Here is a 13,657-nt window from a genome sequence, read left to right as displayed (position 1 = left end):
TCGCCCGCAGCGCTCACCCCGCCGACAGATCCTTGCTGAGGAACACCCTGCATGTGCCGGCCGGATCGCATGGCACCCGGCCAAACACGACCCATCCATGCTTCACATAGAAGTCGGGCGCCTGGAAGCTGAGGGTGTACAGCACGCCGGAACGGCAACCGCGACGCCGCGCTTCATCCTCTGCGGCCTTCAGCACACGCGACCCCAGCCCGTTGCCGCGATGGGCCGCTGGCAGATGGAACAGATCCACGAACCACAGGCCCAGTGAGGTTCGCCCGGTAAGGCCCCCTACTACCTTGCCGCTGGCCGGATCGGTAACCAGTACCGCCAGCGCGCGTCGATCGGCATACCCTGCAGCCTCCAGATTGAACTGGTCCAAGCCAGTGCCAATCACCTCCAGCGCTTCGTCGCTGAGTTCATCTGTTACTGCAACGTCTAGCGTCATGGCGTCCTTCCACTGGCTCAACTTCAGGAATCTGGATGCTATCAAGCCTGATCGCACCTACGCCGGCCCGCTTCAGCGTTTGGCGCTATTGCGGCCCGTCTTGAGCACAGACCGATGCCACTGCCTTCAACAACAGATCGGCCTGCAGCCCTGATGCAGGACCTGTTGCCGGAAACGCCGCCGCGAGGGCCTTCGCCGCCCGATCTGCGTGTGGCTGGATGTACCAGGACGATTCAGCCGACAGCATGCCAGCGCGCACCTCTTGCCCGATCCGATACTGTCCCCAGTTGCCGGGGCTGACGGAAATGGCCATGAGGCCCCCCGTGGAGTGGTACCGGAAATTCGAGCACGGCGTCCCAAGGGATCGCAACGTGCCAATCAGCTGGGAGACGGACGCTCACCCGCGTGACTGTTCAGGAAGATTGCCGTAAGATCCGTCTCGTTGGGCAGGGTCAGTGTCAGCTTTTATGACGGCATTGGCCCCAAAGCCTTGCAATGCTTGAAGAAACCGGGGGTGCATTGGTTTCGACGGGGGTTGTGAAGTCGCCTGGCGCATGCCGAGGGGGTAGCTTTCCTCGTAAATCCAGCTGCAAAACTCTAGTTGCCAACGACGACAACTACGCTCCGGTCGCTCTCGCAGCCTAAAAACTGCGGTGCGTGACCTTCTGCCGACTTAGGCGGAGCCTCGAAACTGCTTGTGTCCATGCTCGCAGCGTAGAGTCATTATCATGGAATCGCGCTGGGCGGCTGCCTGTCAGTCCGGCACTAGAACACAACAGGCTGGTTCCCGGGTGCGCTTTGCACACCGTGCTGCTCGGGGATGAGATTCAACGGTGAGCTAAGCATGTAGTGCTGGGGATGGAGTGCCTTCGGACGGCGGTTCAATTCCGCCCACCTCCACCAACGAACGGTTCGTCAAGGACCGGAGAAGCCCGGAAATTCCACCAGCGTGGGTTTCCGGGCTTTTTTATTGGCTGCTCTACGCCGCTGCGAAGTTCGACGCCCCGGCGCAATCGCGGTCCGATGCCGTCAAGCAATGTCGGCAACCGCCATCTTCTCTCGCTTTCGACATCACTAAACCACTTCAGAAATTTCCCACCCTCTCCTTGGGGGGGATGTGTCCGCGAAGCCGTTCGTCCTTGGTCGCCATCAAAAGGAGACCACGGGACACCTGCACCCTTCACATCCAAGCCGAGCCCGAAGGGCACGGCCTGCTCGACACATCTTCCACAAAGGAACTGTATCCATGCGTACGTCGCTTCGGGTTTCCCTTGCCAGCGCCATCACCCTGGTCCTGGCCAGCGCCCCCGCCTTCGCCCAACCCACCGAACGGGTATGGACGCGAGGCATGGCCAGCAACGAGCAGTACAGCAGTTTCATCGTCAAGTACCGGGACGGCAGCAGCAAGCGCGTCTCCGCCACCACCGCGCAGGATGCGCTGAAGAAGCGCCTCGGCGTCCAGCAGCGCAGCAAGCGTTCGATCGGCAACGCACCGCCAGCAGCCGCGTCCGTAACCCATCAACGCCGCATGGGCGGCGGGGCCGACGTGGTCACCACGGACAAGCCACTGGACCTCCCGGAAGCGCAGATCCTGATGCAGCGCATCGCCGACGATCCGGACGTCGAGTATGTGCAGCCGAACTACATGATGAGCGCATTCGCCACACCGAACGACCCACGCTACGGCGAGCAGTGGCACTACAGCAATCCGACCAGTGGCGCGCGCCTGCCCGGCGCGTGGGATCGCTCCACTGGCCAGGGCGTGGTGGTGGCTGTGGTCGATTCGGGCTACCTCAACAACAACGACCTGCAGGCCAACCTGCTGCCGGGCTACGACATGATCTCGTCGACCCGTCCGTTCAGTGATTGGCAATGCATCATCGGCGGAATGAATCCCGGCTGTGGCGGCTCCGACGATGGCGATGGACGCGACGCGGATGCCTTCGATGCCTCGGGCATCGCACACGGCACCCACGTCGCTGGAACGGTCGCTGCGGTGACCAACAACCAGATCGGCGTGGCCGGCGTGGCCTACAACGCGAAGGTCGTGCCGGTACGCGTACTCGGCAACCAGGGCAATGGCGGTTCCGCCGACATCATCGATGGCATGCTCTGGAGTGCCGGTATCAACGTGCCCAACGTCCCGGCCAATGCGAACCCGGCCGAAGTCATCAATCTCAGCCTGGGCGGCCGCCGCGCCTGCTCGCCGGCCGAGCAGGATGCAATCGACGACATCACCGCGCAGGGCACGATCGTGGTGGTCGCCGCCGGCAACAGCAATCTGGATGTGTCCGAGTTTGCTCCGGCGAACTGCAAGGGCGTGATCGCGGTGGCTGCCAACGATCAGGGCGGGCGACGCGCGTTCTACTCCAACTATGGCGCAGGCATCCATATCACCGCACCCGGTGGTGAAACCTGGTCCTGCCGCGCGTCCGTCGGCGAGTTCCTGCCGCTGGCCACGCCGCCTAGCCAGGCCAACTGCGCCCCGACCCGTCAGCATCCGGCACAGGGCATCCTGTCCACGGTGGGTAACAACGCCTTCGACTTCATGTCCGGCACTTCGATGGCGGCGCCTCACGTCGCTGGCATCGTCGCGCTGATGCAAGCGGTGGCGCCGGTGCCAAAGACCACCGACCAGGTCAAGGACATCCTGCGTCGCACTGCGCACCCGATCGCCGCAGCGAACTGCCCGGGTGGCTGCGGGCCAGGCATCATTGACGCGGCCGAAGCCGTGAAGGCAGCCAGCAACTGATGGCATGGCGCAGCGGCCCGGCAAGGTCGCTGCGCCCTCCTCCGTTCCTCAGTTCACGTCTGCCGGAAAGCGGCATCGCTTCACCAGCAGCATGCCCAGCATCGGCGCCAGCGCGAAGGTGGCAAACAGCCACCGGGCCGCACGCGCGGTTCCCTCGGCCCCGCCCGGCTCGATCAGTCCCGCTGCATTGGCGACCATCCCGGCAAGCGCTGCCCCGGCCGCGGTGGCGAACAGCTGGATGGTGGTGATCGACGCACCGGCGCGCTCCTGTTCCTCCGGCGGTGCAGAGGTCAGAACACGTGTCAGCAGGTGAGGCCAAGCCAGACCCACGCCGATCCCGATGACGGCCAGCGCCACGCAGATCGGCACCATCTGCAACCACGTACCGCTGCCCGCAGCCGGCACCCGCAGCGCCAGCCCGATCATGCCCACCCACCCCAGCGCCGGGCCGATCATCAACGCCCGGTCAACGGCGCGCCCGCTGAAGCCGGAGCCGACCAACGACCCGAGCGTCCAACCGGCCGCCATCAGCGCCGCGAGGTAGCCCGCAGCAAGCGGTGATTGCTGATGCAGCACCTGCAGGAACAGTGGCACGAAGACCTCGCCGCTGGTGATCATCACCACCAGCAGCGACATCAGCCCATACAACGCGGCCAGCCGCGAGCGGAGCCGGAGAGCGCCGGAAGGAAGCAGCGTCTGCTTCGCTCGGGACTCGATCCTCACCAGCACCACTGCGAGGAACACGGCCATCACGATGCCGATGAAATTGTTGACTGCGCTCGAGGATGTACTGCCTAGGGAGACGCTGATGACGGCCAGGGTCAGCAGCAGGATCTGCAGCCACGGGACCGAAGACCTGGCCGCAGCTGAAGACGATGCCTCCCTCTGCGGAAGGACGTTCGACGCCAGCAGCGCGAACAACACGGCAACCGCGGTGACCGACCAGAATGCGGCCCGCCATACGCCCCATTCGGCGAAGACGCCGCCCACCGCAGGCCCGATCAACGTCGCCACGCCCCACATCCCCGAAACCAGGGCCATCGCGCGGGGCCAGAGCGGTTCTTCGAACGCGAGCCGGATCATGGCGTAGGCCAGTGCGAACAGGAAGCCGCCGCCAACACCCTGCACCAGCCGCCCCACCAGCATCATCGGCATCGAGGTCGCGAGCGCGCAGATCACGGCACCGGCTGCGAAGATGAGCGTCGCCAGTGCATAGCTTCCACGAGGCCCGGCACGTTCAAGCAGCTTGATCGACAATGCCGACCCCAGGATGGACGCGACCACGAAGAGCGTGGTGTTCCATGCGTAGAGATCCAGGCCACCGATGTCCTCCACCACGGTTGGCAACATGGTGGTGGCGATGTAGACGTTGACCGCATGCAGTGCGACCCCGCCCGCCAGGGCAAGTGAGCGCACTGCATTGCGGCCGGACAGGAGATCGCCCCAGCGGGTGCCGGGGACGGCGATGCCTTGCTGTTCCATTTTCGTTCAAACCTATGATTCATGACCTGCAGCCCAGGGTTCACATGCAGGAAAAAGGGAACTGCCTTATAAAACCTCATGTATTGATGAGGTCAAGGAACCCCGGCCATGAAGATCGATGTCAGCGTTCCGCTTTCCGTGGGCGAAGTCGCGCGTCGCAGCGGGGTCAGCATTGCCACCGTCCACTTCTATGAAGCCAAGGGACTGATCCATGGCTGGCGCAACAACGGCAACCAGCGCCGCTACCGCCGCGACGTGCTGCGGCGCATTGCCGTGATCAAGGTCGCACAGCGTGCAGGCGTTCCCTTGGCCACGATCAAGATCGCGCTGGATGATCTTCCAGCCGAACGGGCGCCCAGTTCGAAGGACTGGGCAAGGCTGTCCAGCAACTGGCGCGACATGCTGAACGAGCGCATCCGCAGCCTGGTCCAGCTGCGCGACCAGCTTGACGGCTGCATCGGCTGTGGTTGCCTGTCACTGAAGGACTGTCCGTTGCGAAACCCTGGCGACCAGTTGTCACAACGCGGCGACGGGGCCGTCTTGCTTGAATCGGACGACGGCAGCCGGAATGGGTCATGATCCATTGCTGCACGCGGCACTGACTGGAACATCGCACAATGAGGCGGCATCCTCCGTCCGTGTTGCTGCCCACTACCTACAGAAGGACCTGCGATGAGAATCGTGATCATCACCTCTGCCCTGCTCCTGGCTGCTTGTGCCGCGACCCCGGCTGCGCACGCGGCTGCACCCGCCATCGCGCCGCCCGGCACCGCAACACTCGAAGCCCTGCTGGCCTGCAAGGCAGGCTCGACCTTCAGCGAAGCCGAGGCCATCGATGCCCTGCAGGCAGCCGGCCTGGCCAGGAAGCCTGGTGGCACGTTCGAGCCGGAAACCACGCCGGTCGCCCTGTTCGGCGGTACCGTCACCCATGCCGACGTGAATGTCGCCGAGGGCGAGAAGAGCATCTTCGTCTACTTGAACGGTGTCGACCCCAAGCGCCTGGCCAAGACCTGGTCGGTGACCACGGTCAACGAATACGCCAACACCGAAGCACCGTCCTACGTGAAGCGCGTCGACAAGCACCACACCCTGCACGTGATTGCCGGTGATGATTACGAAGGCTATTCCGCTGCCGTGAAGTGCCAGATCACACCGTGACGGCCTGACCCGCGCTAGAGCCAGCGCCGTATCCGCTGGCGGAAGGCTGCGTATGCCTCGGGAAAGCGGGCCGACAGTGCCCGCTCTTCCGGCATGATCTGCCATCGGTTGATGTACAGCACGAACAACGGCACGGCCAGCAGTGCGGTCAGGTTCTGCAGGTACAGCATGGCACCTGCCAGGACAGTGGCCTGGCCCAGATACATCGGGTTGCGCGTATAGCGGTACACGCCGTGCGTGACCAGCATGCTCGACGTCGCTGGCCGCAGGGGGTTGACCGTGGTGCCCACGCGCCGGAAGGCCAGCTTCGGCAGCAGGTTCAATACCACGCCGAAGGCCATCACCAGACCCGCAAGCAACTCCGGCACGGGTAGCTGCAGCGCCCCGCCCGGCTGCCATCGGCTGACCATATAGCCGATGGCGGCGCACAACAGCATCACGAGAGGCGGAGGAACACGGGTCTCAAGCCATCGCATCGCAGCCCCGCATTCATCCTGTTCACCCCAGTGTCACACGGGAATGCCTGAATCGCCCGGTTGGCGGCATTTCCGCGCTCCAAACCGACCGCCCGGTATCTTCCGCTTTGACATGCCGACCGCTAGAGTGGCGCCACCGCGCAGGAGGATCGTATGGCAACCACGGGCTTGGGCTTCATCGGCCGCACGACCCTCATCATCACCGTGCTGCTCACCCTGGGCGGCTGCGCGACGTTGCGCCAGTTCGGGCCGTCGGTGCAGGTGGCCTCGGTCACCCCCGGCCAGTACATCGCCCTGAAACGCGGAGACATCCTGACCACCGGCAAGCTCAGTTCGGCCACCATGGAGACGCTGCGCGTCGCCGGCCTCGACGAAGGCGTCTGCGCCAAGCCAGGCCTGCCCTGCATCGAGGCGATGGAAGGCAGCATCGTGGTGCGCGAGGAGGACAAGCGCTCAAGCCTGGCCGAACTGTGGCTGCAGTATGCGATGACCTTGCCCGCGCCCAAGCGCGAGTACTCCACGTCAGGCCGTGCCAAGAGCGCGATCACCGAACTGGATGCGGACTTCCAGCCGCGCCTGGACGCGTGGATGCAGGTCGCGCGGCAGGCCTACGCCTACCTGTTCTTCACCGAGCGCACGGCCAACCAGCGCGGTTTCGAAGACCGCCAGACCCAGGTGCGCGACTACTACAACCTGGCCGTGCAGGAAGCCTCGGTACAGTTGTACAACGCCTATGCCACCGGGCGCGTGCATGGTGAAGCCAGCCACTTCCAGCTGGGCCGCTGGACGTTCGTGCTGGCGCCGTCGGGCCAAGCATCACCGCTGGATACGCGTACGCCCACCGAACTGGTACCGGCAGCCTCGCTGTCGTTCACCGGCACGCTGCGCAGCGTGCATCGCCGCGATGGCTTCGGTGCCGAACTGGTGGCCGTGATGGATGATCCCGCCGCCACTACGGCCACCACGCCGCCGGCCACCACAGCCGCCGCGCAGGCCACCACGCCCGTCACGCAGAGCTGGAGCGAGATGCCGTCGCCATCGATGACGGTGCTGCTGCGCTTCTCCGGAAAGAACCTGTGGGAAGTACTGCACGACGACGAGCCGGAACTGGAGATCCACGATCCCTACCAGGTCACGGAAGTCACCCTGCATGGGCAGCAGGTGCCATTGGCCGCGAACTTCACCGCAGGCTACGCACTGTGGCTGGCGCGCTCCAATTTCAGCCACCAATCGCTGCGTTCGCTGTTCGGTGGCAAGGGCGGCATCGACACGCCGCATCTGTACATGATGCAGCCCTACGACCCGAACCGCCGCGTGCTGCTGATGATCCATGGCCTGGCCAGCAGCCCGGAAGCCTGGGTCAACGTCGCCAACGAGCTGATGCGCGACGACGAGATCCGCCAGGACTTCCAGGTCTGGCAGTTCTACTACCCGACCAACATGCCCATCGCGATGAGCCACGATGCGATGCGCCACACGCTGGATGAGGTGTTCAAGCACTTCGACCCCAGCGGCAAGGCGCAGGCCTCTCATGACATGGTGCTGGTCGGGCACAGCATGGGTGGGGTGATCTCACGGCTGATGGTGTCTTCTTCCGGCGACCACCTGGTAGAGACCCTGCTGGCGACCGCACAGATGACGCCTGCGCAGCAGGAGCTGCTGCGCACCAAGGGCGCGCCGGTGCTGACCTTCCTGCCGGAACCGGAAGTATCTCGCGTGGTATTCATTGCCACACCGCACCGCGGTACCGATGTGGCGAGCACCCGCCTCGGCCGCTGGATCGGCCGCCTGGTACGGCTGCCACTGACCGTCCTGGAGGACGTGGCCACCATCGCCAACGACGGCAAGATCGATCGCAACGACGGCAAGCACGGCTACCAGATGAACAGCATCCAGAACCTGGACAAGGACGATCCCTTCGTGCGCGCCGTGGCCGACCTGCCGATGGCACCGAAGGTGCGTTACCACTCGATCATCGCGCGCGCCAAGGCAGATGGTCCGCTGGAAAAGACCGACGACGGGCTGGTGCCCTACTGGAGCTCGCACCTTCCGCACGCGGATTCGGAGAAGGTGATCGTGTCCGGGCACAGCGTGCAGGAAGCCACGCCAGCCATCGTCGAACTGCGGCGGATCCTGCATGAAGACATGCAGGAGCACGACCGGCAGAACAAGTAACGCAAGCGTGGCGGCATCACGGCAGCAGTGCTCTGGCGGGCCGGGACACCGCCACTGAGGCATGACCGGCGTACTCAGCCTTGTCCGTGGGCCGCAGCGTCGGTGATCAGTTCGGCCACCGCTACCGGCTGCGATGCCAACGAAGCATGACTGGCGTCCAGCGTAATGCTGGCACGTGGCTGCATGCGGGCCGCCATGCGCCGCTGGTTGTCAGGGTGGATCATGTGGTCAGCGCTGGAGACCTGGTACCAGCTCGGCTTGTGTCGCCACGCCGGGTCACTGACGGCATCACCGAACGTGCTCGCCATCGGCGCCTTCTGCGTGACCGCCATCACCCGCGCCTCGTCGGCCTGCAGGTCCTGGCAGAAACTCTCGTGAAATTTGCCGGGCTGCAGCCACAGATAGCCGTCGCTGTCCGGCGCCAGATTGGCCGCCGCCTGCGGCAGCTGTTGCTCGGTAATGCCACCGGGACTCTCACCCGCATCCGGCGCGAACGCGGCGATGAACACCAGGCCGGTCACGTTGGGTTCGTTTCCGGCTTCGGAGATCACCGCGCCACCATAGGAATGACCGACCAGCAGCACCGGCCCCGGGATCTGGCGGATCATGCGCCGGGTTCGCTCTGCGTCGTCGGCCAGCGACGTCAATGGCAGTTCCACGGCATGCAGGTCGTGGAAACCCCGGCGATCGAGTTCCAGGATCACCTTGGACCAATGCGCGGCGCCACCCCAGAAACCATGAACCAGAACGATGCTTGGCTTGCTCATCTTGCAGAACTCCTCACTTGGATGGGATCGTTGCCCGACAGCCACCAGCGCTGCCTGAAGCCACCCGACCAGACTACGGATCGCCACTGCCAGCGGCGATGCACGGACTCCTGAAAACCATGCCAAGGCTCCACACCACCGAATCGCTCCAGGCCGGATCCGATGCCTTGTTTGCGATCTTCCAGTCCTCGCGCATGCACGGCGGCGACATCACCCGCCACGTCGTGCAGCCCGATGGAACCCGCATCATTGCCGAGGGGCGCGGCTGCTTCCATTTCATCGAACAGGGCACGGCACGTCTGCATGCGGATGCAGCGGTCGTGCCACTGCAGGCCGGCGAGCTGCTGTTGATGCCGCATGGCCGGACACATCGCATCGACTGTGCCGGCGAAGCTCTGCAGCCCGTCCATCTGACCACGGCATCCTTTGGATTTGACGGCCCAGGCAGCCAGTTGCTGCTTGATGCCCTGCCCGGCTGGCTGCATGTCCCCGGGGTGGACCGGATGCCAAACGGATTTCCCGCCAGCTCGGCCGATTGGGTGGCGGTTACCCTGGGCGCGATCCAGGTTGAAGCGGCCCGGCCCACCCTGGGCAGTGGGCTTATGCTGTCACGCCTGCTCGACCTGTTGTTTGTCTGGACGCTGCGCTACTGGCTGGGAACCTCCAGTCCACACAACTGCCAGCGTCTGCATGCGCTGGCCGACCCATTGATCGGGCGGGCACTGGCGTTGATGCAGGCACACCCCGCACAGGCATGGACGGTCGAGTCTCTGGCGGCAAGCCTGAATCAATCGCGCTCGAATTTCGCGCAGCGGTTCAGCCTGGCCACTGGCATGTCACCCATGCGCTATCTCGCTGGATCGCGGCTGCAACTGGCCGCAGAGCTGCTGCGCAGCGGAAACCGGCGGGTTTCTCAGATCGCCGGAGACGTCGGGTATCTCTCCGAACCGGCATTCAGTCGTGCTTTCCGCCGCGCCTTCGGTATGAGCCCGAATGCCTGGCGCCAACAGGTGGCAACGTCGCGCGAATGAGGGGAAAACCCTCATCGCCTGTACGCATCCGCCCTTCTATGCTGGCTCCACTACCCCACTGGAGGTCCGCATGAACACGCAAGAGCCCAGCCGCCACCCCAGCCCCGATCCGGCCGAGCGCGACGCCTTCTTCCCGTCGCCGTACTCGCTGTCACAGTTCACATCGGCGAAGAGCGACCTGTCCGGCGCCGACTATCCCGACGCGCGCCGCGATGGCCGCTGGAAGGTGCTGATGATCGCTGCGGACGAACGCTATCTGCCCACCGCCAACGGCCACTTGTTCTCCACCGGCAACCATCCGGTGGAAACCCTGCTGCCGATGTACCACCTGGACAAGGCCGGCTTCGACATCGATGTGGCGACGCTGTCCGGCAACGCCGCCAAGTTCGAGTGGTGGGCGTTCCCGCATGAGGACAAGGAGATCGGCGGACTGTACGACCGCTACGAAGCCCGCTTCCGCCAGCCACTGCCGTTGGAAGAAGTGGTGGCAGGCCTCGATGCCGCGTCGGACTATGCAGCCGTGTTCATTCCCGGTGGCCACGGCGCCCTCATCGGGCTGCCGCAGAGTCGCGCGGTAAAGGCGGCCCTGCACTGGGCGATGGCCGAGCAACGTCACATCATCACCCTCTGCCACGGCCCGGCCGCATTGCTGGCCGCAGGCGTTGACGAGGCCGAGGGTGGCTCGCTGTTCCGCGGCTACCGCATCTGTGCCTTCCCCGATGCGATGGACCGGCAGACGCCAGAGATCGGCTACATGCCCGGGCAGCTGCCGTGGTTCTTCGGTGAGCGCCTGGCGCAGCAGGGCGTGCAGATCGTCAACGACGGCATCGATGGCAGCGTGCTGCAGGACCGCCTGCTGCTGACCGGCGACAGCCCGCTGGCCGGCAATGCGCTGGGCAAGCTGGCCGCGCGCACGCTGCTCGACGCATTGGCCGGGCGCTGACTGGCGTGAGCGATCTGGTGCAGGCGTTGCTGGAACTGGAACGCGCCCGCTCACTGAGTACGGTGGGCGCGGTACTGCGCGGCATCTGTGCACCGCTGGGCTACGACCGCGTGCTGGTGTTCGCCACCGGCACGGGGTTGGAACGCGGTACCCAGCGCGTGTACTGGATCGAGGGCGACTGGTTCGGCGACGGCAGCACTACCGACCTCGCGCGCTACCTGCACGCCTGTCCGGTCAATCGCCACGTTCTGGACAGTGACGCGCCGTTCTTCTGGAGCAAGCGCCAGGGCGTTCGCGGCGAACGCTATCAGGTGGTAAAGCAGCCACGTGGTGAAGGCCTGCACGGTCTGCAGGTGCCGGTGTTCGGCACCACAGGGCTGGAAGGCGCGATCAGTTTTGCCGGGACAGCGATCGATGCATCGGCCAGCGCGCGACTGCTGCTGGATGCTGCTGCAGCTGCAGCATTCCGTGCCGCACGCCGGCTTTCCGAGACGCCCACCGAGCTTTCCGGAAGTGCGTTGAGCACGCGCGAACGCGAGGTGCTGCGCTGGGTCGCCGCCGGCCGTCGCCAGGCGGAAATCGCGGCCACGCTGGGGCTTTCCGCCCGTACGGTGGAGAATCATCTGCGACGCGCGCGCCAGCGCCTGGGCGTGGCAACCACCGCGCAGGCGGTGCGTGCTGCCAGTCGGCGCGGCGAGATCGAGGACTGATCCGGGCAAGACACTTCCGGCGCTCTGGTTCGCGTGTTACACACGCCATGCGCATGTGCGCGATTGCAGAAAGCAAGGACGATGCTTATGAAACTGCAACTGGCCGCGATGGCCGCGTTGGTGATGGCAACGGCAACCCTGGCTCCGGTGGCGGACGCCAATGCCGTGGGACCGAAAGAAAATGTTTCGTGCGTGCCGGTGAAAGTGGACCACAACCGGGTCCACCAGCACTGCACGGAAACCTACACCGATGAGTTCGGCAACGTGTACGAAGCCGAGTACTGGATCGACGAGTACGGCAACCCTTACCTGCGCGACTGAGCCGGCAGGGGACTGCGCCGGGCCGCCCGCCGGGCCGGCGCGCATGCAGCAGCTGCCGCTCGGGTGCATGCTCTACCCGGGGGTAGTTGCACGACACCGCGCAGATGCGCGATTGCAGACACAAGGATGATGCCCATGAAACTGCACCTGGCCTCGATGGCCGCACTGATGTTTGCCGTGGGAGCTCTCTCCACGCCGTCCCAGGCCACCGCCGGCGGTGGTGGCGGTGGTCCGGAGAACACGAACTGCGTCCGGGTCAAGATGGGGCCCTATTACCATCAACGTTGCGAAGTGACGTACTTCGACGAGGACGGCACTCCCTACATCCAGGTGTACTGGATTGACCAGAATGGCCAGTGGTACCTGCCTGCCGACTAAGAACCCATGACCTCCTGATCGCGCCCGCGCGATCCGCCGGGCGGGACCTTCACCGCCCGCCCGGCATCTTCCATCCGCCCATCCCGGCATATCGCCGACCCCACCGTCCATGGCATGCTTCATGAAACCGTTTTCATGGAATGGAGGGATTCCACGATGTTGTCGCGTTTCCGTCGCCCTGCGCTGTGTGCGCTGCTGGCGCTTGCTCTGCCTGCCGTCGCCTGGGCTGCTGCGCCGGTGCCACTGAAAGTGATGTCGTTCAATGTCCGTACCCCGGCCGATACCGAACCGGGCAAGCGCTGGCCGGACCGTCGCGATGCCATGGTCAAGGTCATCCTCGATGCACACCCGGCCGTGATCGGCACGCAGGAGCTGGTGAAGGAACAGGCCGACTTCCTGTCCGGGCATCTGCCCGGCTACCGCTGGTTCGGTGAAGGCCGCCGCGGTGGCAGCGGCGATGAACACATGGGCGTGCTCTACGACAGCAAGGTGCTGGCCATCGAGGAATCCGGCAACTTCTGGTTATCCGATACGCCCGAAGTACCCGGCAGCATCACCTGGGGCAACCTGTACCCGCGCATGGTCACCTGGGCCCTGTTCCGGCGCCTGGATGATGGCCGCCGTTTCTACTTCATGAATACCCACCTGCCCTACCGCGACGAGGACGAACCGCGCCGGGTGAAGGGTGCCGAGCTGATCGGCAAGCACCTGGAAGCCCTGCCTGCCGACCTGCCGGTGGTCCTGACCGGTGACTTCAACAGCGAGCCCGGCGGTGACACCTACAAGGCGTTCACCCGCCTGCTGCAGGACACACGCACGCAGGTGAAGGCACCGCAGGGACCACGCCTGACCTTCCACGACTTCACCGGCAAGGCCACCGTGCAGCTGGACTGGGTGCTGGTGCGCGGCTTCCATGCCCGCAGTTTCCTCACCGATGACCGCCGCATCGACGGCGTGCTGCCGTCGGATCACTTCCCGCTGGTGGTCGAGCTGGACTGGCCGACGCACTGAATCTCTGC

General features: G+C 64.9%; 15 protein-coding genes and 1 other RNA gene. 11 read left to right on the top strand and 5 right to left on the bottom strand.

Annotated elements, in window-relative coordinates; all coding sequences use genetic code 11:
* Window positions 1–13: 13 nt before the first annotated feature.
* Window positions 14–466: a GNAT family N-acetyltransferase gene (locus tag ACZK4Z_RS08600; RefSeq protein WP_293799520.1), complete on the bottom strand. Its 453-nt coding sequence runs from the start codon at window positions 464–466 to the stop codon at window positions 14–16.
* A 64-nt stretch (window positions 467–530) separates the two neighbouring features.
* The gene (locus ACZK4Z_RS08595; protein ID WP_258015708.1) at window positions 531–758 is read right to left on the bottom strand and encodes a hypothetical protein; all 228 of its coding nucleotides are present in this window, start codon (window positions 756–758) and stop codon (window positions 531–533) included.
* A gap of 197 nt (window positions 759–955) precedes the next feature.
* On the opposite strand from ACZK4Z_RS08595, the gene ssrA reads away from it, so the two are divergent.
* Window positions 956–1,348: a transfer-messenger RNA gene (gene ssrA / locus ACZK4Z_RS08590) on the top strand.
* Window positions 1,349–1,691: 343 nt separating this feature from the next.
* Window positions 1,692–3,197, top strand: a complete 1,506-nt coding sequence (locus ACZK4Z_RS08585; protein ID WP_223224726.1) for a S8 family serine peptidase — start codon at window positions 1,692–1,694, stop codon at window positions 3,195–3,197.
* 48 nt (window positions 3,198–3,245) lie between these two features.
* On the opposite strand, the gene ACZK4Z_RS08580 is transcribed toward ACZK4Z_RS08585, so the two are convergent.
* The gene (locus tag ACZK4Z_RS08580) at window positions 3,246–4,679 is read right to left on the bottom strand and encodes an MFS transporter (protein WP_125895154.1); all 1,434 of its coding nucleotides are present in this window, start codon (window positions 4,677–4,679) and stop codon (window positions 3,246–3,248) included.
* 108 nt (window positions 4,680–4,787) lie between these two features.
* Here ACZK4Z_RS08580 and soxR point away from each other — a divergent pair, with 108 nt between their 5' ends.
* Together soxR and ACZK4Z_RS08570 are read left to right on the top strand one after the other, a co-directional pair.
* A complete protein-coding gene (gene soxR, locus ACZK4Z_RS08575; RefSeq protein WP_032128280.1) occupies window positions 4,788–5,258 on the top strand; it encodes a redox-sensitive transcriptional activator SoxR in 471 nt (156 codons plus the stop codon).
* 93 nt (window positions 5,259–5,351) lie between these two features.
* Complete coding sequence (locus ACZK4Z_RS08570; protein WP_125895152.1) at window positions 5,352–5,837, top strand: hypothetical protein; 486 nt, start codon at window positions 5,352–5,354, stop codon at window positions 5,835–5,837.
* Between the two features lie 14 nt (window positions 5,838–5,851).
* Here ACZK4Z_RS08570 and ACZK4Z_RS08565 read toward each other — a convergent pair whose 3' ends face one another.
* Window positions 5,852–6,313 (bottom strand): methyltransferase family protein, encoded by a 462-nt coding sequence (locus ACZK4Z_RS08565; RefSeq protein WP_125895150.1) that lies wholly within the window; start codon window positions 6,311–6,313, stop codon window positions 5,852–5,854.
* Between the two features lie 153 nt (window positions 6,314–6,466).
* Here ACZK4Z_RS08565 and ACZK4Z_RS08560 point away from each other — a divergent pair, with 153 nt between their 5' ends.
* The gene (locus ACZK4Z_RS08560) at window positions 6,467–8,488 is read left to right on the top strand and encodes an esterase/lipase family protein (RefSeq protein WP_032128277.1); all 2,022 of its coding nucleotides are present in this window, start codon (window positions 6,467–6,469) and stop codon (window positions 8,486–8,488) included.
* 74 nt (window positions 8,489–8,562) lie between these two features.
* Here ACZK4Z_RS08560 and ACZK4Z_RS08555 read toward each other — a convergent pair whose 3' ends face one another.
* A complete protein-coding gene (locus tag ACZK4Z_RS08555) occupies window positions 8,563–9,255 on the bottom strand; it encodes an alpha/beta hydrolase (protein ID WP_125895148.1) in 693 nt (230 codons plus the stop codon).
* Between the two features lie 98 nt (window positions 9,256–9,353).
* Here ACZK4Z_RS08555 and ACZK4Z_RS08550 point away from each other — a divergent pair, with 98 nt between their 5' ends.
* The 6 genes from ACZK4Z_RS08550 to ACZK4Z_RS08525 all read left to right on the top strand — a co-directional run bounded on the left by ACZK4Z_RS08550 (window position 9,354) and on the right by ACZK4Z_RS08525 (window position 13,649).
* The gene (locus tag ACZK4Z_RS08550) at window positions 9,354–10,286 is read left to right on the top strand and encodes an AraC family transcriptional regulator (RefSeq protein ID WP_235202873.1); all 933 of its coding nucleotides are present in this window, start codon (window positions 9,354–9,356) and stop codon (window positions 10,284–10,286) included.
* A gap of 70 nt (window positions 10,287–10,356) precedes the next feature.
* Window positions 10,357–11,229 carry a glyoxalase III HchA gene (gene hchA / locus ACZK4Z_RS08545; protein WP_032128274.1) on the top strand — a complete coding sequence of 291 codons (873 nt, stop codon included), beginning with the start codon at window positions 10,357–10,359 and terminating at the stop codon, window positions 11,227–11,229.
* Between the two features lie 5 nt (window positions 11,230–11,234).
* Window positions 11,235–11,939, top strand: a complete 705-nt coding sequence (locus ACZK4Z_RS08540; RefSeq protein ID WP_032128273.1) for a PA1136 family autoinducer-binding transcriptional regulator — start codon at window positions 11,235–11,237, stop codon at window positions 11,937–11,939.
* Window positions 11,940–12,026: 87 nt separating this feature from the next.
* Window positions 12,027–12,260: a hypothetical protein gene (locus tag ACZK4Z_RS08535; RefSeq protein WP_125895146.1), complete on the top strand. Its 234-nt coding sequence runs from the start codon at window positions 12,027–12,029 to the stop codon at window positions 12,258–12,260.
* A 135-nt stretch (window positions 12,261–12,395) separates the two neighbouring features.
* Window positions 12,396–12,638 (top strand): hypothetical protein, encoded by a 243-nt coding sequence (locus ACZK4Z_RS08530; protein WP_049462602.1) that lies wholly within the window; start codon window positions 12,396–12,398, stop codon window positions 12,636–12,638.
* A 156-nt stretch (window positions 12,639–12,794) separates the two neighbouring features.
* A complete protein-coding gene (locus ACZK4Z_RS08525) occupies window positions 12,795–13,649 on the top strand; it encodes an endonuclease/exonuclease/phosphatase family protein (protein WP_125895144.1) in 855 nt (284 codons plus the stop codon).
* The last annotated feature ends 8 nt before the right edge of the window (window positions 13,650–13,657 follow it).

This window comes from Stenotrophomonas sp. 71799_Sma, from assembly GCF_056482505.1.
Note: the sequence above shows the minus strand (reverse complement) of the source record. Positions and strands in the feature narration are given on the sequence as shown.

Coding starts and splice junctions, on each gene's coding strand:
- ACZK4Z_RS08595 (WP_258015708.1), bottom strand. CDS start 758: ATGGCCATTTCCGTCAGCCCCGGCAACTGGGGACAGTATCGGATCGGG.
- ACZK4Z_RS08585 (WP_223224726.1), top strand. CDS start 1,692: ATGCGTACGTCGCTTCGGGTTTCCCTTGCCAGCGCCATCACCCTGGTC.
- ACZK4Z_RS08580 (WP_125895154.1), bottom strand. CDS start 4,679: ATGGAACAGCAAGGCATCGCCGTCCCCGGCACCCGCTGGGGCGATCTC.
- soxR (WP_032128280.1), top strand. CDS start 4,788: ATGAAGATCGATGTCAGCGTTCCGCTTTCCGTGGGCGAAGTCGCGCGT.
- ACZK4Z_RS08570 (WP_125895152.1), top strand. CDS start 5,352: ATGAGAATCGTGATCATCACCTCTGCCCTGCTCCTGGCTGCTTGTGCC.
- ACZK4Z_RS08565 (WP_125895150.1), bottom strand. CDS start 6,313: ATGCGATGGCTTGAGACCCGTGTTCCTCCGCCTCTCGTGATGCTGTTG.
- ACZK4Z_RS08560 (WP_032128277.1), top strand. CDS start 6,467: ATGGCAACCACGGGCTTGGGCTTCATCGGCCGCACGACCCTCATCATC.
- ACZK4Z_RS08555 (WP_125895148.1), bottom strand. CDS start 9,255: ATGAGCAAGCCAAGCATCGTTCTGGTTCATGGTTTCTGGGGTGGCGCC.
- ACZK4Z_RS08550 (WP_235202873.1), top strand. CDS start 9,354: ATGCACGGACTCCTGAAAACCATGCCAAGGCTCCACACCACCGAATCG.
- hchA (WP_032128274.1), top strand. CDS start 10,357: ATGAACACGCAAGAGCCCAGCCGCCACCCCAGCCCCGATCCGGCCGAG.
- ACZK4Z_RS08535 (WP_125895146.1), top strand. CDS start 12,027: ATGAAACTGCAACTGGCCGCGATGGCCGCGTTGGTGATGGCAACGGCA.
- ACZK4Z_RS08530 (WP_049462602.1), top strand. CDS start 12,396: ATGAAACTGCACCTGGCCTCGATGGCCGCACTGATGTTTGCCGTGGGA.
- ACZK4Z_RS08525 (WP_125895144.1), top strand. CDS start 12,795: ATGTTGTCGCGTTTCCGTCGCCCTGCGCTGTGTGCGCTGCTGGCGCTT.